Origin of the sequence: Acinetobacter ursingii DSM 16037 = CIP 107286 (assembly GCF_000368825.1) — a bacterium.
Taxonomy (GTDB): domain Bacteria; phylum Pseudomonadota; class Gammaproteobacteria; order Pseudomonadales; family Moraxellaceae; genus Acinetobacter; species Acinetobacter ursingii.
Genome location: NZ_KB849718.1, coordinates 37828 through 62709 on the forward strand (window position 1 = coordinate 37828; position 24882 = coordinate 62709).

At 43.4% G+C, this 24882-nt stretch carries 19 protein-coding genes and 3 pseudogenes; 11 read left to right on the plus strand and 11 right to left on the minus strand.

Features of this window, described 5'->3' with window-relative positions; genetic code table 11:
- Positions 1-182: 182 nt before the first annotated feature.
- Positions 183-1382 (plus strand): tyrosine-type recombinase/integrase, encoded by a 1200-nt coding sequence (locus tag F944_RS14685; protein WP_004992181.1) that lies wholly within the window; start codon positions 183-185, stop codon positions 1380-1382.
- A 461-nt stretch (positions 1383-1843) separates the two neighbouring features.
- On the opposite strand, the gene F944_RS14690 is transcribed toward F944_RS14685, so the two are convergent.
- The 4 genes from F944_RS14690 to F944_RS14705 are packed head-to-tail and all read right to left on the minus strand — an operon-like array spanning position 1844 to position 6143.
- Positions 1844-2743, minus strand: a complete 900-nt coding sequence (locus F944_RS14690; RefSeq protein ID WP_004992183.1) for an EamA family transporter — start codon at positions 2741-2743, stop codon at positions 1844-1846.
- Between the two features lie 59 nt (positions 2744-2802).
- A complete protein-coding gene (locus F944_RS14695; protein ID WP_004992188.1) occupies positions 2803-4242 on the minus strand; it encodes an amino acid permease in 1440 nt (479 codons plus the stop codon).
- A gap of 57 nt (positions 4243-4299) precedes the next feature.
- Positions 4300-5736 (minus strand): NAD(P)/FAD-dependent oxidoreductase, encoded by a 1437-nt coding sequence (locus F944_RS14700; protein WP_004992190.1) that lies wholly within the window; start codon positions 5734-5736, stop codon positions 4300-4302.
- Between the two features lie 11 nt (positions 5737-5747).
- Positions 5748-6143, minus strand: coding sequence for a nuclear transport factor 2 family protein (locus F944_RS14705; RefSeq protein ID WP_004992199.1), 396 nt, complete (start codon positions 6141-6143; stop codon positions 5748-5750).
- A 289-nt stretch (positions 6144-6432) separates the two neighbouring features.
- Here F944_RS14705 and pdxR point away from each other — a divergent pair, with 289 nt between their 5' ends.
- Positions 6433-7935, plus strand: a complete 1503-nt coding sequence (pdxR, locus tag F944_RS14710; RefSeq protein ID WP_004992200.1) for a MocR-like pyridoxine biosynthesis transcription factor PdxR — start codon at positions 6433-6435, stop codon at positions 7933-7935.
- Between the two features lie 50 nt (positions 7936-7985).
- Here pdxR and F944_RS17010 read toward each other — a convergent pair.
- Both F944_RS17010 and F944_RS14720 read right to left on the minus strand, forming a co-directional pair.
- A pseudogene (locus tag F944_RS17010) lies at positions 7986-8168 on the minus strand (IS3 family transposase); the annotation flags it as partial.
- Between the two features lie 118 nt (positions 8169-8286).
- Positions 8287-8427 (minus strand): annotated as a pseudogene (locus F944_RS14720) (transposase); the annotation flags it as partial.
- 77 nt (positions 8428-8504) lie between these two features.
- Here F944_RS14720 and F944_RS17015 point away from each other — a divergent pair.
- Entirely contained in the window at positions 8505-8666 is a 162-nt protein-coding gene (locus F944_RS17015) for a hypothetical protein (protein ID WP_004992203.1), read from the plus strand.
- 39 nt (positions 8667-8705) lie between these two features.
- On the opposite strand, the gene F944_RS14725 is transcribed toward F944_RS17015, so the two are convergent.
- The 4 genes from F944_RS14725 to F944_RS14740 form a co-directional block, all read right to left on the minus strand.
- Positions 8706-11504 carry a relaxase/mobilization nuclease domain-containing protein gene (locus tag F944_RS14725; protein ID WP_004992204.1) on the minus strand — a complete coding sequence of 933 codons (2799 nt, stop codon included), beginning with the start codon at positions 11502-11504 and terminating at the stop codon, positions 8706-8708.
- Between the two features lie 212 nt (positions 11505-11716).
- Positions 11717-12211, minus strand: coding sequence for an IS630 family transposase (locus F944_RS14730; protein ID WP_001003818.1), 495 nt, complete (start codon positions 12209-12211; stop codon positions 11717-11719).
- Positions 12212-12248: 37 nt separating this feature from the next.
- Positions 12249-12563, minus strand: a complete 315-nt coding sequence (locus F944_RS14735; protein ID WP_004992205.1) for an IS630 transposase-related protein — start codon at positions 12561-12563, stop codon at positions 12249-12251.
- A gap of 67 nt (positions 12564-12630) precedes the next feature.
- Positions 12631-14556, minus strand: coding sequence for a sigma 54-interacting transcriptional regulator (locus tag F944_RS14740; protein ID WP_004992206.1), 1926 nt, complete (start codon positions 14554-14556; stop codon positions 12631-12633).
- A gap of 217 nt (positions 14557-14773) precedes the next feature.
- Here F944_RS14740 and F944_RS14745 point away from each other — a divergent pair, with 217 nt between their 5' ends.
- The 7 genes from F944_RS14745 to F944_RS14775 are packed head-to-tail and all read left to right on the plus strand — an operon-like array spanning position 14774 to position 20597.
- Positions 14774-15256 carry an MSMEG_0572/Sll0783 family nitrogen starvation response protein gene (locus F944_RS14745; RefSeq protein ID WP_002058090.1) on the plus strand — a complete coding sequence of 161 codons (483 nt, stop codon included), beginning with the start codon at positions 14774-14776 and terminating at the stop codon, positions 15254-15256.
- A gap of 24 nt (positions 15257-15280) precedes the next feature.
- Complete coding sequence (locus tag F944_RS14750) at positions 15281-16273, plus strand: Nit6803 family nitrilase (RefSeq protein WP_004992208.1); 993 nt, start codon at positions 15281-15283, stop codon at positions 16271-16273.
- A 35-nt stretch (positions 16274-16308) separates the two neighbouring features.
- A complete protein-coding gene (locus F944_RS14755) occupies positions 16309-17388 on the plus strand; it encodes an MSMEG_0568 family radical SAM protein (protein WP_004992210.1) in 1080 nt (359 codons plus the stop codon).
- 10 nt (positions 17389-17398) lie between these two features.
- Entirely contained in the window at positions 17399-17962 is a 564-nt protein-coding gene (locus tag F944_RS14760; protein ID WP_004992218.1) for an MSMEG_0567/Sll0786 family nitrogen starvation N-acetyltransferase, read from the plus strand.
- A complete protein-coding gene (locus F944_RS14765; protein WP_004992219.1) occupies positions 17962-19008 on the plus strand; it encodes a sll0787 family AIR synthase-like protein in 1047 nt (348 codons plus the stop codon). The genes F944_RS14760 and F944_RS14765 overlap by 1 nt, the downstream gene beginning before the upstream one ends.
- Positions 19001-19291: an MSMEG_0570 family nitrogen starvation response protein gene (locus tag F944_RS14770; RefSeq protein WP_002058039.1), complete on the plus strand. Its 291-nt coding sequence runs from the start codon at positions 19001-19003 to the stop codon at positions 19289-19291. The genes F944_RS14765 and F944_RS14770 overlap by 8 nt, the downstream gene beginning before the upstream one ends.
- Before the next feature lie 10 nt (positions 19292-19301).
- A complete protein-coding gene (locus F944_RS14775) occupies positions 19302-20597 on the plus strand; it encodes an MSMEG_0569 family flavin-dependent oxidoreductase (protein WP_010588892.1) in 1296 nt (431 codons plus the stop codon).
- A gap of 200 nt (positions 20598-20797) precedes the next feature.
- Here F944_RS14775 and F944_RS14780 read toward each other — a convergent pair.
- Positions 20798-21664: pseudogene (locus F944_RS14780) on the minus strand (IS3 family transposase); the annotation flags it as partial.
- 328 nt (positions 21665-21992) lie between these two features.
- Here F944_RS14780 and clpK point away from each other — a divergent pair.
- Positions 21993-24842, plus strand: coding sequence for a heat shock survival AAA family ATPase ClpK (gene clpK, locus F944_RS14785; protein ID WP_004992225.1), 2850 nt, complete (start codon positions 21993-21995; stop codon positions 24840-24842).
- Positions 24843-24882 lie beyond the last annotated feature (40 nt).

Consider the following 24882-nt stretch of genomic DNA (forward strand, 5'->3'; position numbering starts at 1 on the left):
TGGGAACTTAAAGAAGAGGTGGTACTTATAATGGTTACTAAAATACAAATACTTAAAATATTAAATATATAAAACAATATATTACAAATATATATGATGCGTAGTGTACGCATCATATATAAAGCGTTCTATTTTGATATAATTGATCCAATCAACCCCTTATTAGGTTTCATTTAAATTCCATGAGTCTTACTGAAATTAAAGTTCGCCAAGCTCATTGCAAGGAAAAAACCTGTTTTTTATCCGATGAAGATGGGCTTAGCCTGAAGATTGAGCCGAGTGGAAGAAAATCTTGGTGCTATCGCTATACAGATCCACAAACTAAAAAACGTCGACGCATTCAGCTAGGTCTTTATCCTGATTTATCGCTGAAAAAGGCACGACAAGTCAGAGATGACTTTAAAGACAATGATTTCTGTTTTGAACATGATACTGCCTCTAATGTCATCACCTTTGGTAAGGTCGGGGAGGAGTGGTTACAGTTCAAACTGAAAAATGCCTTCAACGATCTACCCCGCTGTGGTGTACTACAGTTAGCAGAAAGATGCTTACAGCAAGATATTTATCCAGACCTTCAGGATTTACCTTTTCAAAACATCAAGCGTTATGACCTGGTTTCAGTAATCAAAAAAATAGAGGGACGCCAAGTAAAAGAACCTGTCAAGAAAGCTTGTAGTTATTTGAACCAAATTTATGACTACGCTGTAGCGATGGGTTATTGTGAATACAATATCGCCCATGGTTTAAATAAAATTGTAATCAACAGTAAAATTAAGAAGAACTATCCGTATTTAAAAGCGGAGGAAATATCCGAATTTAAGAATAACTTACAAAAATTGGATACCCATCCCATTATTAAAAAAGCACTAATGTTCAAATTACATACTGGAGTGCGAGGGGCTGAATTGTTATTGGCTGAGCCTCATCATTTTGATTTAAATGCAAAAATATGGAAAATTCCTGCCTTGCATATTAAACAGTTTCGACGTAAAGTCATTTTAGGGCATGAGATTCCAGACTTTTTAGTACCACTTTCAGATCAGGCTTTAGAGATTTTAAAAGACGTCATGCAATGGTCATACGGTGAAAAATATATTTTTGCAAGCCCTCGGAAACACAATCAACCGATTCATTTCAATACATTAAATATGGCTATTCGTAAGATGGGCTATGGCAAACATCAATTATCCTCTCATGGACTACGTTCCACTTTTAGTACCATTTTGAATGACTCAGGTTTGTTTCAAGATAATTGGATTGAGGCACAACTTTCACATATTGATAAGAACCGTACCCGTGCCAGCTATAATCATGCTGACTATTTAGCTCAACGGACTGAAATGATGCAGTGGTGGGGTGATTATTTAAGTACTAGTAAGTGAAAATCGTACTTTTATACATAAACTTAAAATGATGTGGTTCCGTTAATTAGACCACTCAATTCAGTTTTATAAGTGATAAATCCGCTCTAAATATTTAAATTATGCTGCCGAAAGTGACATCGAGAAAGATTTGTTAATTGTTTAATTGTACTAGCTTGTATTTAAATGGATTCGCTAGCGGACACTTACGGAACTAAAGATTACAGTAGTAATCTTTAGTTCATATATTTTTTATACATTCATTTTTAAAGAAACTATAGAAAAAATCAATTTCAATTTAATGCTCTACATGGCTTTGTTGCACAAATACCTAACACTATAATTTTATTATGTTTATTTTTATTGAAATTCAACAAAAACATTAAAAATCAGTAACTTTCAAAAAATTTATGCAATAAAGCCTAAGGAAGTTACCATACTTTTTTATATGCTTAACTTCCTAAGCCTCTTATTTAATTATTTTATGTTGTTCGGACAAGTTTACGTGAAGTGATGTGTGATTGAATTTTTTGCCCCAATAAATGCACCATTAAACCCAGCATAACAATACAAGAACCCAGCCACTGCAAAGTATTTAATTGTTCATCTAAAAATAAATAGGCAAAAATCATACTTATAACAGGTACCCAGAGTGACAATGGGCTAATTTTAGCAGCAGGATAACGTGTCAGTAGGTAGATCCATAAGCCATATCCGACAATAGTGGCAAAGTAAGCGAGAAATGCTGCAGCACCAAATCCTTTCCATGTCAGCGCGTGCCAATCGGCTATGACGCCTTGCCAGCCAATATTTTGTACCGCTAAAAGTAAAAACCATAAAGGGGTAAGAATATTGCCCCATACGACCAGACCAATTGGGTTAACAGGCCCCATTTTTTTGACTACGATATTGCCACAGGCCCATGAAATTGCAGAGCATAAAACCAATGCCAGCCCCATTAATGGCACATGACTATGTTGTTGACCGAATGCAATCAGCATTAAGCCCATAAAGGCAATCGCTATGGCCAACCACTGGTTCCAGATGGCTTGTTCACGTAATAAAAATGCTGCAATCATGACAGTAAAAAATGCTTGGGATTGAACCACCAAAGCGACTAGACCTGTAGGCATTCCAGTCGCAATTGCACTGAACATAAATGCAAATTGAGAAAAGTTACTAATAAAGCCATAAAGTAATAACCATTTCCACCCGATGCTTGGAATACGAATGAAAAAGAGGGCAGGCAATAAAACCAGTAGATAGCGTAAACATCCGAGGAGCATAGGGTGTATCTCACTGACGCCAACTTTCATAAAATAAAAGTTAATACCCCATATGAACACTACTGCGAAAGCTGCAAGTTTATCTTTTAAAAGCATGTGTGATTTCCTAAAGACGAGGATGACCTGCACAAAGTACAGGTCAGTGTATTTGAGGATTAAATTTTGGTTTGTTTGGCAGGGATGAGCACATCAAGTTGAGTACTTTGATGACGTAATTTAACTAGCTCTACATAATCTCGAATAATAAAGATACAGAATAGAATTCCTGCACTTGCGATGCCGAACCAGAATGCTTTTTGAAGGCTAGGTATAAAAGCCATTGCAGCAAAGATTGAAAGCATGCCGATGATTGCAAAATAACTCAGGTATGGAAAACACCACATACGAACTTTTAAACGTTCAGGTGCAACACGTTCTAAGTGGCGACGCAAACGGATTTGAGAGAATGCAATCACGATATAGACAAATAAGGCTACAGTTCCATAAGATTCGACCAAGAAAGGAAATACAGCATCTGGTGAGAAGTATGAAGCTAAAATTGAGAAATAACCAAATAATGTACTGAATAGAATGGCACGAATTGGAACACCATTTTTTGAAAGTTTGGTCAAGCTACGAGGTGCATCACCATTTTGGGTTAAAGCAAACAACATACGGCTTGCAGCATAAACTCCAGAATTTAAGCAACTGAGTACAGCCACCAGAATCACAACATTCATAATGTCCGCAACAAACGGAATATTCAATACTTTTAGCGCACTTACGTAAGGTGTCGCAATTTCTGCACTGTCCCAAGGGACAATACAGACCACTAATAAAATAGAGCAAACATAGAAAATCAGGACGCGAGAAATCACGGATTGAGTCGCTTTGGCAACAGATTTTTCAGGGTCTTTAGTTTCAGCGGCTGCAATTGTGACGATCTCAGCGCCAAAGTAAAATCCAGTTGCAGCAACAGCGCCCGATAATACTGGTCCCCAACCATTTGGCATAAAGCCACCATGATTTAACAATTCACCAAATCCAGCGGCTTGATGGTTTGGCCAAAGACCGAACATATATAAAGAACAAAGGAAAATGAAAAGACCAATCGCAGCAACTTTAATAGATGAGAACCAAAATTCGAATTCACCAAAGGATTTTACGGAGAATAAATTGGTTGCTGTTAATAGGGCGAGTAAAACCAGACTGACGATCCATTGCGGTGTATCAGGTAACCAATAAGCAAAGAGTTTTGCACCGACAATCGCTTCTAATGCAATCACGATGACCCAGAAGTACCAATACATCCATCCCGTCATGAAGCCTGCGAGTCGAGATAAATAAGGCGAATCTTGGAAAGCATGGCGTGCATATGCATAGAAGGAGCCTGATACAGGAGAGGCGGTTGCTAGCTCACCCAGCATCCGCATCACTAAAATAATTAATACACCCGTAATCAGGAAGGACAAAATGGCGGCTGGACCTGCAGATTGAATCACTACAGAACTACCCACAAATAACCCCATTCCAATAACACCACCGAGTGCCATCATTTGGACATGACGAGGTTTTAAAGCACTTTTTAAACTTTGATTTGAATCTGAATCATACATGATGGATTCCCTCTTATAATTTTATAACCGAATCATTGCAGATGATTGAATGTGCACTCAAAGCACTTCATCTCTTAAGTGGTACCAGCGATATAACAATGCTTGCCCGAGTCGACGAAATGGTCGAAACAGATGTGAAGGCAAAGGGGATTGATAAATCGGAAGCTCAAATTGAGGGCGTTGTATTCCCATCACACGTTCTGCGAGACGGCGTCCTGCCATTGCGGAGAAAGACACACCATTACCACCATAACCAATAGCGTAATAAATGCTTTCCTCAGAGTTGGGTTGTACGATACGAGGCATCATGTCATGACTCACATCGACCCAACCCCACCAAGAATAAGCAATAGGTATGCCACGTAGACTTGGAAATTTGCGGTAAAGGCCTTCTTTTAACCGTTCGAGATGGACTGGATTATCCGCATCCGCACCCGTTAAGGAGCTTCTACTGCCACATTGCATAGATCCATCAGGGAGTAGACGATAATAGTGACGTAAAGTTCGAGTATCGGTAATAAATGTGGTGCTGTGTAAGCCTGCTTCAGCACGCTCCGCCGCAGTTAAAGGACGCGTTACAATAGAATTGGATAAAATCGGCATGATTTTTCCAGAAAGATGCGGGTGTAAGCCATTTGGGGTATAACCACCTGTTGCAACAGCCACACGTTTTGCTTTGACAATGCCATTTGGGGTGCGTAAATAATGGATACCGTTGTGCGTTTCCCAGCCAAGCACTGGACTTGAAGTGTGTACTTTGGCACCAGCAGCACGGGCACGTTTTAAATAGCCAAAAGCCAGTTTTAAGGGGTGTATGCCAACTCCATCGGGTTCCAGCAAAGCACCTGCAGCTTCCTGATCAGCAACATATTCTTCATGCAGTTGCTCACGGTTCAACATACGGGTCTGATAACCAAAAATCTCTTTCATGACTCGACCTTCATTTTCAAGGAAAGCCATTTTTTTTGCGCGATGAGCAATATAAAGATGTCCACCATCTTGAGCATCACATTCAATACCGCTCACGAGGTCTTTAAAGTAATCAAAACCTTCCCGAATTTCAGCATCAAGACGTTTGGCGGTGTCTAATCCCCATTTTTCAATCCATTGTGATCGGTACAAACGACCCGAGGCATTTTGACCTTGTCCTCCATTACGGCTGGTACAGCCCCACGCCGTACGGTTTGCTTCAAGGACAAGTGGTGCAGCACCAAATTGTTCAGCCAGTGTTAGTGCTGTAGATAGCCCAGTGAAGCCTCCACCAATAATGACGATGTCCGCTTCAGTGTCACCCATTAATGGGCCATCATCTTCGGGTGGCGTACCTGCTGTGCCGACCCAATAAGTTGGTGCATAATTTTCATTGCCTGATAGGACAGGAGCGGTTAAAGGGTCGAATTGTGAGTTGTAACTTTTAAAACTATGTGTCGGTATGGATTTATGCGGTTCTAGGCGTTCGCGAAATGAACTTGCATGTTGGACAGATTGATTCATTGAAAGACTCCTTACGCGATTGCTTGAACAGGTCTATTTTTACGGAATGCATTTTTGACGAGAATTTTTCCATCTTTAAATGTAAAGACATCAACCATATTGGCTTCAATCCAGCCACCATCAGCAGTTGTCGCAGTAAAGGTTGTTTCTGAAATACCAAATTCAGCATTATCACTGATCCAGTGTTTACCGTTTCGCCACTGAGCATCTGGAAAACTTTTGAAGGTATTGCTAAATGCTTGACGAACAGCATCTAAGCCTTCAATTCGGGTTCCATGAACATCCTCACCAGCTACAGTTTCAAAACGGCATTCTGGATGCATGCATGCCATGAGTTTTTCGACATCATGTTGATTCCATGCTGTAGAAAAATCCGTAAGTAGTTGGATTAATTTTGCTTGCTGCATTTGTATTGCTCCAAAATAAGGTTTATTTAGCTGTAGAATTGAATTTACGGAAATAGTGAAATATGGTGTAGTACCAGATTTAAAGTTTTGATGGATCCAGTGGTTTATATATTTAAATTATTGTTTTTTAAAAATTAGTTTAAATTGTTGATGGTGGAATGCCTTTTGCTTTATATCGAGTAAGTCCAGTTTTAGCTTAAAAGTGGACTGAAACTATGAGCTTTGCACCAGTTTGAGTAGGAAAGCATCAAAATTGATTGCAGCAATGCACAGATATAAGGATTGATTAGTGAGTTCAGTAATTTCAGCTACAGTTTGGCAGGCATTATTTTCTAATACGGCACAGAGTGGTTTGAATTTACAAGGCAGAATCTGCCGTATGATGTTTTCGGCTTTAGTACAAGGTTATTTAAAACCAGGTATGGCGGTACCTTCTAGCCGAGATTTAGCTGATCAACTGGGTGTTGGTAGAAATACGGTCACCATTGCGTATCAACAATTGGTTGCTGAGCGAATTTTGGAATCTAAACAGCGGAGTGGACATTTTGTCTGTTTAAATTTCCAGATTGATAGTAGTGAGAGCAAAACCATTCGGACTACATCAAAAGCGACGACCTGGGGTGCTCGCTTTTATATACGACCTTCAGCACAAAGGCATTTAACTAAACCAAGTGATTGGATGAATTATTCCTATCCTTTTATTTATGGTCAGCCAGATGCGGAAAGCTTTCCTGCTTCGGCTTGGAGGGAATGTGCATTACGTGCCTTATCTGCAAAAGATGCCTCAATATGGTCACAAGATATTACTCAACAGGGGGACGACGCTTATCTCATAGATGCAATCCGGCAGCATATTTTGCCCACGCGAGGCATCATGGCTCAAGAGAACGAAATCTTGTTAACCGTAGGGAGTCAGCATGGATTATATATGTTGGCGATGTTATTAATGCGGCAGAATCATGTGATTGGTGTCGAAGAACCTGGTTATCCAGATGCACGTAATATATTTTTGCTACAGACCCAGCATATTGTGCCTTTAGCCGTGGATCATGAGGGGGTGACTTTAATTCGGGCAAATGAGTGTGATTATTTATTTGTTACACCAGGGCGACAATGTCCAACAGGAGTAACCATGTCTCCACAACGCCGACAAAATTTATTGCAGTTAGCAGAACAAAACGACAGCATTATTATTGAAGATGAATATGATGCTCAAGTGTTAGTGCAAAATACAACGATCCCCGCGCTAAAAAGTTTAGATCGACATGGACGAGTCATTTATCTTGGAAGTCTATCTAAGCCATTGGCACCTGGGTTACGTCTGGGATATATCGTTGCCGCACCTGAATTAATACAAGAACTTCGACATTTACGCCGTCTGATGTTACGACATCCAAATGTGTTCAATCAACGTGTCTTTGCTTTGTTTATCGATCAAGGCTATTACCATAGCATGTTACGCCGTCAGCACCAATTACACCGACAACGGGGTGAAATACTCAATAAGGCATTAAAACAATATCTTCCAACATGGAAACCTTATGCTTTGAATGGTGGTTCAGCATGTTGGATTGATACCGCAGCAGATATTGATACTACGGTTTTGTCTCATTATGCCGCAAATTTAGGCGTATTCATTGAATCGGGGCAGTCTTTCTTTTTAGATGATCACAAACACAAACATTTCCTTCGTTTAGGGTTTGGGTCAATCAGTGCAGATAAAATTGATGAGGGGATAAGAAGGCTGGCTCAAGCCACTGAAGAATATTGTTTATATAATTGGGCAGATTAGCATTCCGCGACACTGTATTATTGAGGCGTGCTGAAAAAACAGGACACATCAGTTGCCGCTTTTTTTAGAAATTCTTTTTCCATTTCAGCAATTTTGAGTTGTTGTTTGAATTTCTTGTTTTCTTCGAGTAGAGCAACGAGATCGGGCAAAAATTGTTGTGTTCCTGCTAATGTCCCAACCTTTGCTTTCTTGTATCAATTTGATAAGGTTTTCATGGAAATACCGAGTTGTCGTTATTTAAGTGATGTGCTGCAAAAGCTGCCGACACACAAAGTGCCCCAAATTGAAGAACTGCTGCCGCACTGCTGGAAACCTAAATCGAATTAAAAATTGGTATGGGATTCAGCGGACGCTTACTTCACGAATCCATTTATCTAAAGTTGAATAACCCACACCTAATTTCCGGGCGATTGCAGCTATAGGCTCGTGTGAGTTTGAAAGTGCATAATCAATCGCTTGCTGTTTAAATTCAGGACTAAAACGTTTAGCCATTTCTTGAATCTCCAAAGATTAAAGTTAGGTTATCTTTAGAGGGACGTGCTGTCCATTATTTTGGCTAGGATCACGGCATGGCCAGTTATCTGGACGTCAATCACTGTTATAACAATCATGAAGCCATTCTGGTCTGGCTAGACCATTTACTGGCCGTCCAGCCCGAAGTCAATACACCTGATTCAGTGAAAATGGCATTGTTAAAACATTTTCCTGAATCGAGCTATGTACTGGCTTAACGTATAATTCTTCACTTAGGCTTTTTTGAGCCGTCTTGTCTAAAAGCCAAAGTCATGACCATACCCACTTTTCTGAGGTTTGGATTCATTCCGCTGCTGTGGTTCAATGGGTGGTGTTAGATCTGGTTGAGGTCGATTTGACTGACGTTCATGGGACGGAATCTCTGGTTGGGTTTGTCGCTGTTCGAGATGTTCTTTTCGGATCACGGGAATCTGATACTGCTGGGCAATGGCTTCCACCTGTGTCTTGAATTCTTCGTTGCCGGAGATCATGACTTCTCCATATCGCGCATGGGCTAAGAATAGGGCATCACGGACATGAACTTCCAGCGGACTGACGACAGTAATATATGCCTGATACATGTTTTCAATAAAGGCCGTCCGATTCAGCTCTCGGTCGATATAAAACTGATGCTCAAACTGACAGATAATCTGGTACCGGTCTGCGGGAAAGTGCGGGAGGGGTTTCACTTCAGTCTCGATGCGTTGACATGCACTGAGCAAATTTGAAGTTAAACTGATCTCAGAAATTTCAAGGAACTGTTGCTGCAGCCGGGATTTGCGAGACTCGAACTGTAATTCTTGCATCACCTCATTTAAAAAATCCGGATCTCTCTCGGGTAACACAATCTCTTCAATCACCAGTTTCGAACCACCCTCGGGCTTTGGCTTGTTGATGATTCTGGCTGTTTTTCGTTTTAATAAATTGTATTCAAGTTTTAAGGCGATTTGCCAAACACAATCAAGATCTTGCGCATTAAAATATTGCCTGTTCTGTGCAAGGGGCTGGGTGCAGAGCACGCTTTTTAAACGCAGCATCAAATTGTTGCGATCCGGCGCCTGCAAGTTGAAATTAAAAAATTCATCGCTGTATTCTTTCAGGTTCCGCTCCAGTCGATCGCTATTCACCTGGCAGCAGCTGAGTAGCAGGTTGGCTTTAAAAATCGCGGTCTGCAGATTGTGATGTTGCTGAAAGTGCTGATATAACTGGTCAAAGAATACCTCAAGATCGGCGGATGTGATCTGCTCCAGCTGTGGTAGCTCGTGGCGAGGATTGGGGTCTTCAATCTGGTGATCCCGATGCTGCAGGGCAATTTTTCCCTGTTGTTGAAACGCCCGATCCCCTGAAAACACAATTGGAGTATGTGCATCGAGGAGTTGCAGGCATTGCTGAATTCGTGGGATGGAATACTGGCTAAACATCTGGATGCCATGTTGATTCATGACAGCAATCGGCTCATGTTTAAGCTGTTCGTCATAGATCAGCCTCGCTTGACGGCAAGCTGGATTCGGTGCATGAATAAAATTGCCAGACTGGCGCTGATCCAGCAGAAACTGTTGGGCAATGACCAGTGGATGTTCCCGATCTAGGCATGAAACAAAATCAGCGTATGAAGTGATCTGTGCCGAATTTATCTTTGATGATGAAAAGAGCCGTTGTCCCAGCTCATCCTTGAACAGTTCATCCTTCAATAACTTGGCCGTCAATTGCCGGTGACTCAGTGCATACTGGGTCCGTCGATTGGCGCGATCATGTTGCTGTTGGGTCGCATGCTGATCGTCCAGTGTGGTCTGGATCCGGTCCAAGGCAATCGATGGATACTGCTGTTGCTGCTGTTTAATTTGCAGATCTCTTTCAACAAATTGATAATTTTCATGATTCTGCTTGATCTCAGCCGCGGCCTGTTTGTGCAGGACGGTGATGTAATCTTTCTGTGTCTTTAGCGCGAGATAGATCGTGTGCAATTCTGCGACCAGATAATTTTCAGCCTTGAATAGATGAAATGGATGAATCTTCATCTTGCTGGACGGAGACGCTACCCGAGACTGGACCTCCTGATCCGGGACAGCTTTGGGACGGATTCCCTCGGCGACCTGATATGCTCCCCAGTTGTTCTGCAGCTGGGGCAGGGTAGCTTGCTTCTGACAAAACAACGATGCTTTAAAAGTAATCTGTTCAGAATAAGTCTTTAACTGAAACACAGCACCATTTCTTTTCTTTTCAAAGCTTAAGCCCTTTTCTGCCAGCGCCTGATGCCACTCCGCCCAGCCGTTTACGCGACGCAAAATATTTTGGACGGTCGCCTCCACATATTGCTGATAACTTTTTGCGAAATCAATATCCTGCTGCAGGGTACTGGGCTGTTGATGCCGGGAAGCTCGGTCTAAAATTGGTACAGGAAGTTTCTCTGTATCTGGCGTACGCATGTAGGCAGGATTGTTTTCAATGGTTTGAGTGCGTCGATTATAAATAAACATCGGATTCGGCTCGGAACGCCAGCCCTGAGTCGCTTCAATTTCTGCCGCACTGCGGTGCAAGGCATTGAGGATCCAGCCGTCACCGAGATTGACGCATTTGTGCTGCTGATGCTGATTTTTTTCAAATGGATGAATTCTGTTGATCACGACATGATAATGCGCATTATCGGTATCGAGATGCATCGCATACTGCACTTGTAACGCTTCAGCATTTAAATGCCGCAGTAGAATATCGATCTGCTGTTCAATTTGCGGCACAGTTGGAACTTCAAATTTTTTAAAACTCGCCACCAGATGCACAATCGGGTCTTCTACTCGGCCATTTAAACTTGCGGTCTGCAGCATCTCGATTTTTTGCTGCTCAGGATCATCATCGAGAAAATTCCTTGAATTGGCATAGACACATTTTTCAAGCAGTGCATCTTCATCCCACGCTGGCTGAGAGGCAAAGGGCTGACGGATATAATTGCTAAGATTTTGTGTACGGGTATTTTCCGGATTTTGAATATAGTTCAATAGCCCGTTGACCCGTTGTTTCAATGACGTGGAGCGAGTATTTGCAATCAGCTTTAAAATCATACGAGGTGAAATCCTTGACTTAGTTTGCGCACGATCAATTTAAGCGCCTCGATCAACGCTTCAAGATCCGTTGTATGATCTGCCCGTTCAGCTGGGGTGAGACAATCATCGCGTTGTAAAATTTGCTTGAGCTGCAGTGCAATGATGCGAAGCTCTTGAATCTGTATCAGCTCTACATGTACCGACGGCCTTTGGCTGAACAGTTGATATAGTCAAACTACTTTATTATTCATACAAGATTCGAAAAAAACTCGAAATAACTCATCGACTGAGTCGATCAACCATTCTTTACGCTTACGTTTAACCCATGCCCACATCTGTTCTATAGGATTTAAATCAGGGCTGTATGCAGGAAGCCAAAGAATTTTATGCCCTTGTTGTTCCAATAACTCCTGAATATCTGCTCTTTTATGAAATGCTGCATTATCCATAACCACTACACTATTTTCTGGTAATGCTGGTATGAGGAATTGCTCAATCCAAAAATGAAAAACATCTGAATTGATTTTGCAGTCAAATAAACCGACTGAAAATAAATACCCTTTATGGATTGCTCCAATGGCATTGGTCTGATTCTTTAATTGCCAATTATATTGCCCTAGACAGGGTACTCCTTTTCGTGAGTAGCCATGAGGTCTGTAATCATGTGACTTAAAACCACTTTCATCCAGATAAATAATCGGATGGTTTTTTTCTAATTCATTCACTTGCAGAATAAATTTATCCCTAAGCTTTGTATCTGCTTTAGGATGGCTTAACGTCTTTTTTAACTGTAATATTTAAGCGCTTTAATGCAGCACCAATAGATGAAACACCACAATTAAAACGTGCAGCACGTTCATATTGATAAGCATCAGGATACTTTTCAACATCTTCACGTAAAGCATCATCGTTAATTTTAGAAGGTTTACGTACACGAGTTTTTTTAATCTCTATACGTTTCTTCCATTCAACAATGGTATTTTTATTAATTTCAAATTGTGCAGCTACCGCTCGAATAGAATAACCTTCCTCAAGCTTAGCTAAAATTTTACGTCTAAAATGTTCTGAATAACTCATTGCACCATTGTATTGGTTTTATAATGATTTGACTATATTCATTTGTTGGTAAGGTATTGAATATCCATTAATATTTAATACCTAATTTTTTTAATTTTGAAATCAGTGTCGTTGGATTAATCCCTAAAAGCTTAGCTGCACCCTCATCACCAAAAATTTTACCTTCACATTGTTTGATTGCCAGTTGAAGATTTTCAGTTTCTAACTGTTTAAGCTGTTGTATCGATAGGACTTGCTCAATTGCTGTAGCGTGATTGTGCTGCATAGTCTGAGAGGATTCTTGTTCCAGTAAATATTTAAATGAAACAGCGCCATGTTTGGCAGTAATCAATGCTCGCTCCAACACATTTTGTAATTCTCGAATATTACCCGGCCAGTCATAGTGTTGCAGTTCGAGGATGTGTTTTTGTGAAAAAGGTAAATAAGGCACTTTACGATTTTCACTGATCAGCTTGGTAAAGTGTGAAACTAATAGAGGAATATCTTCTTTTCTATCTCGTAAGGCGGGTGAGTGAATCGGGAATACATTCAAGCGGAAGTATAAGTCTTCACGGAAATTTTTGAGCTTCACTTCTTCTTTTAATTTTCGATTGGTGGCTGCAATAATTCTAACATCGACGTGGCGAGTTTTTTCTTCACCAATTCGTTCAAAAGTTCCTTCTTGTAATACTCTTAATAATTTACTTTGTAATTCTAGTGGGATTTCACCAATTTCATCTAAAAATAATGTTCCTTGATCTGCAAGTTCAAAGCGTCCAGCCCGATCACGCACTGCTCCCGTAAATGCGCCTTTAACATGCCCGAAAAATTCACTTTCAAATAGTTCTGAGGGGATGGCTGCACAGTTAACACGTATAAGAGGTTGTTGTTTACGATGACTAGATTGATGGATTGCACGTGCAATCAGTTCCTTTCCTGTACCAGATTCGCCATAAATCATGACATTGGCATCAGTAGAAGCAACCACTTTAATTTTTTCAATGATTTGTAAAATTGAGGCACTATTTCCCACAATTTCATGATATTGATTCTCTTGTAATATCTCTTCCTGTAAATATTCATTTTGTTGTTCTAGGCGACTTTTTAAGTCTTGTAGTTCGTTAAGAGCATGGGTGAGTTGTTTTTCTGTATTTAAGCGTTCGCTGATATCTCTAAAGATTACAACTGCACCAATGATCTCGCTTTCACGGATGATTGGTGTACTTGTAAATTCCACAGGAAAAAAACTGCCATCACGTCGCCAGAAAATCTCTTGTATTCCTTCATGTACTACACCATCGTGTACAGCTGCGTAGATTGGGCATTCCTCGACAGGATAGTGCGTACCATTCTCATGAGTATGGTGGTGTATTTTATGGATATTTTTACTAAGCACATCTTCTGGTTTTAATCCTAGCATTCTCGCACCAACGGGATTTATAAAGGTACATAATCCTTGTTTGTTAATACTGTAAATGCCGTCACCGACTGAACTGAGCAATAAATGTTTGCCTGTGTCCGAGTCAATAAAAAGTTCCTGTAAGGCTTGCCATTCTTTTAGTCCTGCGCGGATGACTTTGTCTGCATTTTTATTCAGTTGGCGTAGCTCCAGATCTTTGACATCGACCAATGACCAAATAAGTAAAGTTTTATTTTTATATGGAATTGAAACAGAACTGACATCGAATTGAATTTTTTCTCCATTTTTATCAAAAGCATATAGCTCATTATTCCATGCATAGCCTTTAGCTAGTGTTTCTTCTGTAAATGCCACTAAGTCTGGGAGTTGACTAAAATGACCAAAAATAGAGGTGATAGTTTTTTGAATCAGCTCATGGCGTTCATAGCGGAGTAATTTAGTAGCACTAATATTTACATCAATAAACTGATTTTGATGTGGGTCTAAAACGAGTAAGGCTTGAGAGGTGTGTTCAAATGCAAGTGGACGAATTGAATTCTCAGTAGTTACCCAATCGGAAATGAAGTCAGTATTATTCACGCTACGAAATTTCATAGAATAGGTTATGAAATTTCATAATACTACGAAAAATCATAACCTTCCAGCACTATATTTATCATCTAAAAGAGCAGTTTTGAAAATATTAATTATTATATTTCAATGATATAAAAATTAATTCCTACCAGAAAATAGATCTTGGCACAGCTCTCGCAATAACACGGATAGACCAAAACAGTTGGTTGAATCGAAACCGTAGATATGAGGAACGGCTATGCCTAAAGTAGATATTGAACAATACAAAGATGGTGATTTTCTTGTCGATTATGAAGAAAAAGTATTTGAGGATGTAAAAGCTCAGCCGGGTGAAAAAGCATTGGTGACTTTCCACACCGTTGCCTTTGAAGGTTCTATTGGCTTGGTCAATGTCTTACAAGCAAAACGATTATTACGCAAAGGTTTTGAAACCAAAATTTTGCTCTACGGTCCAGGTGTTCAGTTGGGGGTACAACGTGGTTTCCCAACTTTAGGTGCTGAAGCTTTTCCTGGACATTTGGCGGTCAATAATCAGCTTAAAGCCTTTATGGAAGAAGGTGGTGAAGTTTATGCCTGCCGATTCGCATTACAAGCGCTATATGGTCAAACCGAAAAAGCATTAATGCCAGGGATTCGTCCAATCAATCCTTTAGATGTAATGGACTTGAAATTACTGATGCGTCGTGACAATGCACTGATCATTGATACTTGGACTGTTTAAAGATTTAAGAAAGGGGAATAAGACATGAATCAGATTGTAAAAGCAGCAGCAGTACAGTGTAGTCCAGTGCTTTATAGCCAAAAGGAAACTGTACAAAAAATCTGTAATACGATTTTGGAGCTAGGTAAACAAGGCGTACAGTTTGCTGTTTTTCCTGAAACGGTAGTGCCTTATTACCCTTACTTTTCTTTTGTACAACCACCGTTTGCAATGGGTAAGGAACATTTAAAGCTTCTCAATGAATCTGTGGTTGTCCCTTCTGAAGCAACCTTTGCGATTGGTCAAGCATGTGCTGAAGCAAAAATGGTGGTTTCTATTGGGATTAATGAGCGCGCGGGTGGAACAATCTACAACGCACAGCTGTTATTTGATGCTGATGGTTCAATCATTCAGCATCGTCGAAAAATTACCCCAACTTATCATGAACGTATGGTGTGGGGACAAGGCGATGGCAGTGGGTTGCGTGCGATTGATTCTGCTGTCGGGCGTATTGGGTCACTGGCATGCTGGGAGCATTATAACCCTTTGGCACGTTTTGCCTTAATGGCAGATGGAGAACAGATTCATGCTGCCATGTTCCCTGGTTCATTAGTCGGACAGGTGTTCGCTGATCAGATCAGTGCCACCATTCAGCACCACGCTTTAGAGTCGGGTTGTTTTGTGGTGAATGCCACAGCATGGCTTGATCCAGAGCAACAACAACAAATTATGCACGACACTGGTTGTGAAATTGGTCCAATTTCAGGTGGATGCTTCACTGCTATTGTATCGCCTGAAGGGAAATTTCTAGCCGAACCTGTTACTCAGGGTGAAGGTTATTGTATCGCTGACTTAGACTTTTCATTAATTGATAAACGTAAACGCATGATGGATTCGGTTGGTCATTATAGCCGTCCAGAATTATTAAGTTTATTGATTGATCGTCGTCCGACACAGGTACTACATGAACTTAAAGTCGAATCTTCAGATTTAACAAATCTTGAAAAGATTTCCAGATTTACGGAAGAGCAGGTTTAAGCCTTATTAAACCAATTCTATAGAGAGGGGTGAGTATGTCTGCAATACAACTTTTGACTGATTTGCAATGTAACGGTCTGAAATGGGATGGTGAATTTGGTCTATCTCGTAAAGGCGGTGCAGGGCCAAGTGATCATAAGGCACTCAGCCTAGATGGGCAGACGATGATGATTCCAGTGTTGAATCTAGCTGCACAAGAGTCTCCATACAGTGCCAAAGCTGATCCAGATTCTGACCAAGTGATCGTATTTAAAAACCGGATTCCTGTAGCAACATTAACAGCCCCATCTCGTCCAAAGTTTTATGACTTAACTACAGACGAAGGTATTCCATATGAGCAAATTGCAACTTTGCATAGCCACGATGTCTTGGCAACAACAGTATTACAACATTGCATTCGTATGAATGATAAAGCTACGGCTTGTCAATTTTGTTCGATTGACCAATCTTTAAAAAGTGGTCGTACTTTAATTCGGAAACGTCCTGAACAGCTCGCAGAAGTTGCAAAAGCAGCTGTGGAACTTGATGGTGTACAGCAAATGGTCATTACCACTGGCACACCCAACACTCCAGATCGTGGAGCAGAGATTTTATATGACAGTGTGAAAGCTATTCTGGCTGAAGTGAATTTGCCTATACAGGTGCAATGTGAGCCACCCGATGATTTTGCATGGTTTCAAAAGTTAAAAGATGCAGGTGCGGTGTCAATTGGTATGCATCTTGAAGCGGTAAGTGATCGGGTACGTCATAAAATTATGCCGGGTAAAGCAGAGGTTTCTCTTGATACTTACTTTGCAGCATTTAAGGCAGCTGTAGAGGTATTTGGTCGGGGGCAAGTGAGCACCTATATCTTGGCTGGATTGGGTGATACCGAAAATGAAATTATCGAAATGACTGCCAAATTGACAGAGATGGGCGTTTATCCGTTTGTGGTGCCATTTGTACCAATTCAAGGAACGGCACTTGAACATCATTCAAAACCAGAGCAAGCCTTTATGCAGGCACTCTATCCAAAAATTGGTGAGCAACTTCGTCAAAATGGATTGCATTCAGAAAACACTAAAGCGGGTTGTGCCAAATGTGGAGCATGTTCTTCACTGAAAGCTTATGAGTAGGAGAAACAGTATGCAACTTTCTGGTTATCCATGGTTATTAGAATTAAATGAAGGCCTAAAACAGTTTGTCACAGATGACATTGTTATCAAGGTGGTCACTGAAGACTGGGAACGACGTCAATATTATCGCCTGCGAGAGGCAACTTTTCGTGATGAACAAAAAATCCTAAAAGAAGACCGTGATGAATATGACTTTAAAGCTCTAGGTATTGTTGCGATCGGACAAATGTTTGGTGAGCATGATCGTGTCATAGGTGCTGTGCGTATCTTCCCAGATGAAACAAATACATGGTGGGGTGGGCGTTTATGTGTAGAGCCATTATACCGCCATCATCATGCTATTGGTAAAGCGTTGATTAATGCAGCAGTGACGACGGCAAAAAATCTAGGATGTAAAACATTCTTAGCGACTGTACAGCAACAAAATGAGCGTTATTTTCAGAAATTATGTTGGGACAGTGTCCGTGAATTAATGGTTGCTGAAATTCCACATATGATGATGCAAGCTCAAATTGAACATTATCCGCTACAGCATGTGGTCATGCAGGCTTATATGCAAAAAGAGGTGGAATGATGATGTCACTCAATCAACTTCTTGAATATTTAAGACATACCCCAGCGATGCAATCAAAACAGGTGATTGCTAAAAGTGTAAAGATCCCGAATCTGGATAAAGTGAACTCTCTGCAAGCTTTATACGCTTATCCTGGAGATGATACTGCCGCTATTGCCGTCCAAGGACAATATATTTTACATGCGTGTGAAGGGATGTTACCTAGTTTTGTTGCTAATCATCCTTATTTTGCGGGTTGGTCTGCAGTCATGGCAAATATCAGTGACATTGCAGCAATGGGTGGTCGTGCATTGTCAGTTGTGAATAGCTTTTGGCATACAAATGTTGAGCATGCTCAATTATTAATGCAAGGCATGCAAGATGCTTGTACTGCTTATGATGTTGCATTGATTGGTGGGCATAGCAATATCGCTGAAAGTTATCAGCCTGCTTTATCCGTTGCCATTCAAGGAACAGCACAGAAATTATTGTCGGTTTTGCATGTTAAACCACAGCAAAAGATTTTGATTGCTTTAAATCTACAAGGTCAATTTCATCCCAACACTGTGTATTGGAAATGCTTTGAACGAGTATCTGGACGTATTTTACAAGCACAGCTCTCAGTAATGCCGCAACTTGCACAACAAGGAGTGGTATATGCCGCACGAGATATTAGTAATGCAGGTATTTTAGGCAGTTTGCTCATGCTACTTGAGGCAACGCAAAGTGGCGCAGACATTGACCTTCAAAAAATTCCAAGACCACAAAATGTGGACTGGCAGACGTGGCTACAAATATTTCCAAGTTATGGCTTTTTGCTGACAGCTGATGAAGGCGAATGCGAAGAGATCATTGAGTTATTTGACAGTCAGGGTATTTGCTGTGCAGTGATTGGTGAAACTAATGCCAGTGGAAAAGTTCATGTGCATGATCAGAAGCAAAGTGCTCAATTCTGGGATTTTCAACAGCAAATATTTACTGGTTTTAACTATGCCGAAATTTTAAAAAAGTTAAAGGCTCAGTCGGATCCGACTGAGCCGATAGAGAAGGAGGCAGCATATGCCTAGCGTGAATTTTACCGTGAAATGGCCGAATGGCGAGCAGATTCAATATTACTCTCCATCCACGGTGATTTATGAATATCTAGCTAAAGGACATTCATATCCAGCAATACAGTTTTTAAAGTTGGCTGAAGATGGGTTATCAGCTGCATCAGAACGAGTACGAGTACGTTATGGCTTTGCATGTAGTTCAGCCATGGACAGTCTATCCACGATTAAACGCCAAGCTAACTTATTCGCCTTAAAAGACGAAGACCAAATTGAAATTACTGAAATGCACAATGAATAAGGGGAACATGATGTTTAATATGCAAATTCAAGATTTACAACCAAATTATGACGTCGTGATTGTTGGTGGTGGCCAGGCAGGGTTATGTATCAGTCATTATTTACAAAAAGCAGGGATTGATCATGTGATTCTAGAAAAAGAATCAGAGTTGACCCATAGCTGGCGTAGTAAACGGTGGGATAATTTCACTTTGGTTACCCCCAATTGGCAATGTTTGCTTCCAGAGCATCCATATAACGGTAATGACCCTGATGGATTTATGAAAAAAAATGAGATTGTTGAATATTTGGATCAGTTTATTGAAAAGCTCAATCCACCTGCAATTTTAGGTGTTGCAGTTCAGCATGTTGAAAAAGTTGCAGACCAGTCTTTTGTGATTGAGACAGATCTGGGGACGACAACTGCGAAGCAGTTAGTGGTTGCTGCAGGAGGGTATCACACGCCAATTTATCCAAAGCTTTCATCTGCTTTACCTGAAAATGTCACGGTAATTCATTCTGAACAATACTTTAATGCTGAGCAATTACCTGCGGGCAATGTTTTGGTGGTTGGCTCTGGGCAGTCAGGTGCGCAAATTGCTGAAGATTTACATCTTGCTGGCAAAAAAGTTTATTTATCTACAGGAGATGCACCACGTTGTGCGCGTTTTTATCGTGGTAAAGACGTAGTGAAGTGGCTTTATGAAATGGGTTATTACGAAACAACTGTCAAAGATCACCGATATAGTGAAGAGGTTCGTAACAGCACTAATCATTATGTGACTGGGCGAGATGGTGGTCGTGATATTGATCTACGTAAATTTGCATTAGAAGGTATGAGATTGCTTGGAAGATTTGAGGACTATAAGGAAGGTCAGTTTGTCTTCCGTCCAGATTTAATCCAGAACCTAGACATGGCAGATGCAACTTACAATCGTATTAATGCCTCTATTGATGACTATATAGAGAAAAATAATATTGTTACTGAAGAGCCAGCATCTGTATATCAGCCACTTTGGCAGCCAGAACAGGAAATTACCCATATTGATTTAGTTGAAGAGAACATCACTTCGATCATTTGGTGTATCGGATTTAGACCAGACTATTCTTGGATTGATTTAGACATATTCCAGACAAATGGATATCCAAAACATGATCGCGGTATTACCGTTGACCCTGAAGTAAGCTTTATTGGTTTACCTTGGTTAAACACATGGGGTTCAGGACGTTTTATGGATGTTGCTAAAGATGCTGAGTTTATTGCTGATCATCTCATTCAACAATTAAATGTTGCACCTCTGCATATATCCTCAACATTATCATCATAGGCTTATGATATACGCTGAATTATCAGGAGACTTTCCCTTGGGAGATTCTAGGCAGCTAACTTATAAAAGTCTTCGACCATTTGATTTGGTGTCTTAAAACCCAAACCCTTTTGAATTCTTCGATGATTATAAAATAACTCAATGTATTTTATAATATCTGATGTGTGCTGAATTATCAGGAGACTTTCCCTTGGGAGATTCTAGGCAGCTAACCGATAAAAGTCTTCTGCCATTTGATTTGGTGTCTTAAAATCCAAGCCTTTTTGAATTCTTCGTTGATTATAAAATAACTCTATATATTTTGTAATATCCGCTTTGGCTTCTTCTCTTGTTTTGTAGTTGCGATGATGGACTAGTTCATTTTTGAGTATGCCCCAGAAACTCTCTATCGGTGCATTATCAAAGCAGTCTCCGCGCTTGCTCATTGAACCTTGAAAACCATATTGCTCAAGTATATTTCGATATTCATGGCTGCAATATTGACTTCCTCTGTCTGAATGCATAATCAGTTCTTTGGTTGGTTTTTGATTGTGAATAGCCATATTTAGCGCATTACAAACAAGCTTGGCTGTCATGCGCTCATTTAAGCTATAGCCAACAACCTGTTTCGTGTAAAGATCTTTGACAGCTGCCAAGTACAACCAGCCCTCAGCCGTCCAAATGTAGGTAATGTCACTCGACCACGCAAGATTAGGCTTCGTCATTGAAAACTGTTGCTTGAGTAAATTGTCATCAATAGAACGGTTGTGATCACTGTTCGTGGTTCTTTTGAAACGCTTATGGCGCTTACAATGCAACTGATTTGATTTTTTTATTTGGCGCACAGCATACGTACTTATTTTGATACCTTGCGCTTGTAAATGCTTGGTTAATCGAACATAGCCATAGCTTTGTTTGGTTTCTTCATGGGCTATTTTGACCAAAATTGTCTGCTGATTTCGCTGAATTGATCTTTTACTCATGCCTCGCTTTAGCCAATCATAAAAGCGAGAAACGGATAGACGAAGTAATCGAGCCATTAAAATAATCGGAAATAAGTGGCTTTGCGATTTCATATAGGCGTACCTCCTTACCCAAGTTACGCCTTAAATTTGGCTCAATTAGGGGCGCTTTGCATTTCAAATCTTTGTGTAACAAAGCCGCTGTACATTGACTCTTGATATTTTTTCCTGGTAAACGCAAAGTCTTACAAAGTCTTGCAAGGATTTCCTTGGCCGGAACCGCAAAGCGACGCGATTGGAGAGGGCGAAATGAAAGCGCACCTACAGGTGATTTTCACGCTCGATCCCGATCAACGGCTGACGCGGGGCAGCGCGTTTTTCTCAAAAAACAAAAAGAGATGAGGCACCGTGATCGTCGGTGCCTCGTCAGATCAATCTTTACAGGAGCATCATCATGGACAGAAAACAATGCCAGGTCTGCAGCCAACCCGCCACCGTGCGGGTGGAAGCCAATCTCAACGGTCGTCACAGCACCATGCTGTTGTGTGACGACCATTACCGTCAACTGGTGCGCCAGCAAAAGCGCACCGTCTCGCCGCTGGAAGCCTTGTTCGGCTCGCGCAGCGGCCTGTTCGAGGACTTCCTCGACAGTGACTTCTTCCGCATCGGCGACGCCGCGACGCCGATGGCCGCCGATACCGATGACGTGGTCGATGCCTCGTTCGGCGAGCCCGCCGCCGCAGGTTCAGGTGCGCCGCGCCGTCGCGGCAGTGGGCTCGCCAGCCGTATCAGCGAACAGTCCGAGGCCCTATTGCAGGAGGCCGCCCGACACGCTGCAGAGTTCGGGCGCGCCGAAGTCGATACCGAACACCTGCTGCTGGCGCTATCCGACAGCGATGTGGTGAAGACCATCCTGGGGCAGTTCAAGATCAAGGTCGATGACCTCAAGCAACAGATCGAATCCGAAGCCAAGCGCGGCGAGAAGCCGTTCGAGGGCGAGATCGGCGTGTCGCCCCGGGTCAAGGACGCGCTCAGCCGTGCTTTCGTGGCCTCCAATGAACTCGGCCACTCTTATGTCGGGCCGGAGCATTTCCTGATCGGTCTGGCCGAGGAAGGCGAAGGGCTGGCCGCTAACCTGCTGCGCCGCTACGGCCTGACGCCGCAGGCGCTGCGCCAACAGGTCAGCAAGGTGGTCGGCAAGGGCGCAGAGGATGGCCGCGCCGAGACGCCGACCAACACGCCGGAACTCGACAAGTACTCACGTGACCTGACCAAGATGGCGCGTGACGGCAAGCTCGACCCGGTGATCGGCCGTGCGCAGGAGATCGAGACCACCATCGAGGTGCTGGCCCGGCGCAAGAAAAACAACCCGGTGTTGATTGGTGAGCCCGGCGTCGGCAAGACCGCCATCGTCGAAGGACTGGCGCAGCGCATGGTCGCCGGTGAAGTGCCCGAGACGCTGCGCGACAAGCGTCTGGTCGAACTCAACATCAACGCCATGGTGGCCGGCGCCAAGTATCGCGGCGAGTTCGAGGAGCGCGTGCAGAAAGTGCTCAAGGAAGTGACCGAGCACCAGGGCGAGATGATTCTCTTCATCGACGAGGTGCACACCATCGTCGGTGCCGGCCAGGATGGCGGCGAAGGCGGGCTGGACGTGGCCAACGTGTTCAAGCCGATGATGGCGCGCGGCGAACTGAACCTGATCGGCGCCACCACGCTCAACGAGTATCAGAAGTACATCGAGAAGGACGCCGCGCTGGAGCGTCGCTTCCAGCCGGTGATGGTGCCCGAGCCGACGGTAGCGCAGACCATGATGATCCTGCGCGGCCTGCGCGACACCTTCGAGGCGCACCACAAGGTCAGCATCACCGAGGATGCGATCATCGCCGCCGCCGAGTTGTCGGACCGCTACATCACCGCACGCTTTTTGCCTGACAAGGCCATCGACCTGCTCGACCAGGCGGCCGCACGCGTGAAGCTGTCAGCCACGGCCCGCCCGGTGGCGGTGCAAGAGCTGGAGTCCGAACTGCACCAGCTGCGGCGTGAGCAGGACTATATGGCCTCGCGCAAGCAGTACGACAAGGCCGCCGAGCTGGGCAAGCGCATCGAGGCCAAGGAGACTGAACTCAAGCAGCTCGTCGAGGAATGGGAACGCGAGCGCGCCTCGGGCAGCGCCGAAGTCAAGGCCGAGCATGTCGCGCAGATCGTCTCGCGCCTGACCGGCATTCCGGTCAACGAGCTGACGGTGGAAGAGCGCGAGAAGCTGCTGCATCTGGAGCAGCGGCTGCATGAGCGCCTGGTGGGTCAGGATGAAGCAGTGCGCGCGGTGGCCGATGCCGTGCGGTTGTCGCGCGCGGGCCTGCGCGAAGGCGGCAAGCCGGTGGCGACTTTTCTGTTCCTCGGGCCGACCGGCGTGGGCAAGACCGAGCTCGCCAAGGCGCTGGCCGAGTCCATCTATGGCGATGAAGGTGCGCTGCTGCGCATCGACATGTCCGAGTACGGGGAACGCCATACCGTGGCACGCCTGGTGGGCGCGCCTCCGGGCTATGTCGGTTACGACGAAGGCGGTCAGCTCACCGAGAAGGTGCGGCGCAAGCCCTACAGTGTGGTGCTGCTGGACGAGATCGAGAAGGCACACCCCGACGTCTACAACATCCTGCTGCAGGTGTTCGATGACGGCCGCCTCACCGACGGCAAGGGCCGGGTGGTGGATTTCACCAATACCATCATCATCGCCACCTCGAACTTGGGCTCGGACATCATCCAGCGTCGGCTGAAGGCCCGTAGCGCCGCCGGTGAGGAATACGAGAAGACCAAGTCCGAGGTGATGGACGTGCTGCGCGGACACTTCCGCCCCGAGTTCATCAACCGCATCGACGAGATCATCGTCTTCCATGCGCTGGGCAAGGAGGAGATCCGCCATATCGTCGGCCTGCAGCTCGATCGCGTGGCCCGCAACGCCGCCAGCCAGGGCGTGACGCTGACCTTCGACCAGACCCTGACCGACCACTTCGCGGAGGAAGGCTACAAGCCCGAGTTCGGTGCGCGTGAACTCAAGCGCCTGATCCGCAGCGAACTGGAAACGGCGCTGGCGCGCGAGATGCTCGGCGGCGGCATTGGCAAGGGCGATCACGCCAGCGTCCGCTGGGACGACAAGGCCGAACGGGTGGTCTTCGAGCGCCAGGAGCCACCCGCGAAGCCGGCCGAGCCTGAGAAGCCCGATGCCGCGAAGCCGGCCGAGACGCCGCCGAGCGACGCGAGCAAGCCTGCGCGCAAGAAAAAGCCGGCGGGGGGCGAATCTTGAGTCATGGGGAGGCTGTCGTGTCCGACCCCAACGGGCTGAC

Coding starts and splice junctions, on each gene's coding strand:
- F944_RS14685 (WP_004992181.1), top strand. CDS start 183: ATGAGTCTTACTGAAATTAAAGTTCGCCAAGCTCATTGCAAGGAAAAA.
- F944_RS14690 (WP_004992183.1), bottom strand. CDS start 2,743: ATGCTTTTAAAAGATAAACTTGCAGCTTTCGCAGTAGTGTTCATATGG.
- F944_RS14695 (WP_004992188.1), bottom strand. CDS start 4,242: ATGTATGATTCAGATTCAAATCAAAGTTTAAAAAGTGCTTTAAAACCT.
- F944_RS14700 (WP_004992190.1), bottom strand. CDS start 5,736: ATGAATCAATCTGTCCAACATGCAAGTTCATTTCGCGAACGCCTAGAA.
- F944_RS14705 (WP_004992199.1), bottom strand. CDS start 6,143: ATGCAGCAAGCAAAATTAATCCAACTACTTACGGATTTTTCTACAGCA.
- F944_RS17015 (WP_004992203.1), top strand. CDS start 8,505: ATGGCCAGTTATCTGGACGTCAATCACTGTTATAACAATCATGAAGCC.
- F944_RS14725 (WP_004992204.1), bottom strand. CDS start 11,504: ATGATTTTAAAGCTGATTGCAAATACTCGCTCCACGTCATTGAAACAA.
- F944_RS14735 (WP_004992205.1), bottom strand. CDS start 12,563: ATGAGTTATTCAGAACATTTTAGACGTAAAATTTTAGCTAAGCTTGAG.
- F944_RS14740 (WP_004992206.1), bottom strand. CDS start 14,556: ATGAAATTTCGTAGCGTGAATAATACTGACTTCATTTCCGATTGGGTA.
- F944_RS14745 (WP_002058090.1), top strand. CDS start 14,774: ATGCCTAAAGTAGATATTGAACAATACAAAGATGGTGATTTTCTTGTC.
- F944_RS14750 (WP_004992208.1), top strand. CDS start 15,281: ATGAATCAGATTGTAAAAGCAGCAGCAGTACAGTGTAGTCCAGTGCTT.
- F944_RS14755 (WP_004992210.1), top strand. CDS start 16,309: ATGTCTGCAATACAACTTTTGACTGATTTGCAATGTAACGGTCTGAAA.
- F944_RS14760 (WP_004992218.1), top strand. CDS start 17,399: ATGCAACTTTCTGGTTATCCATGGTTATTAGAATTAAATGAAGGCCTA.
- F944_RS14765 (WP_004992219.1), top strand. CDS start 17,962: ATGATGTCACTCAATCAACTTCTTGAATATTTAAGACATACCCCAGCG.
- F944_RS14770 (WP_002058039.1), top strand. CDS start 19,001: ATGCCTAGCGTGAATTTTACCGTGAAATGGCCGAATGGCGAGCAGATT.
- F944_RS14775 (WP_010588892.1), top strand. CDS start 19,302: ATGTTTAATATGCAAATTCAAGATTTACAACCAAATTATGACGTCGTG.
- clpK (WP_004992225.1), top strand. CDS start 21,993: ATGGACAGAAAACAATGCCAGGTCTGCAGCCAACCCGCCACCGTGCGG.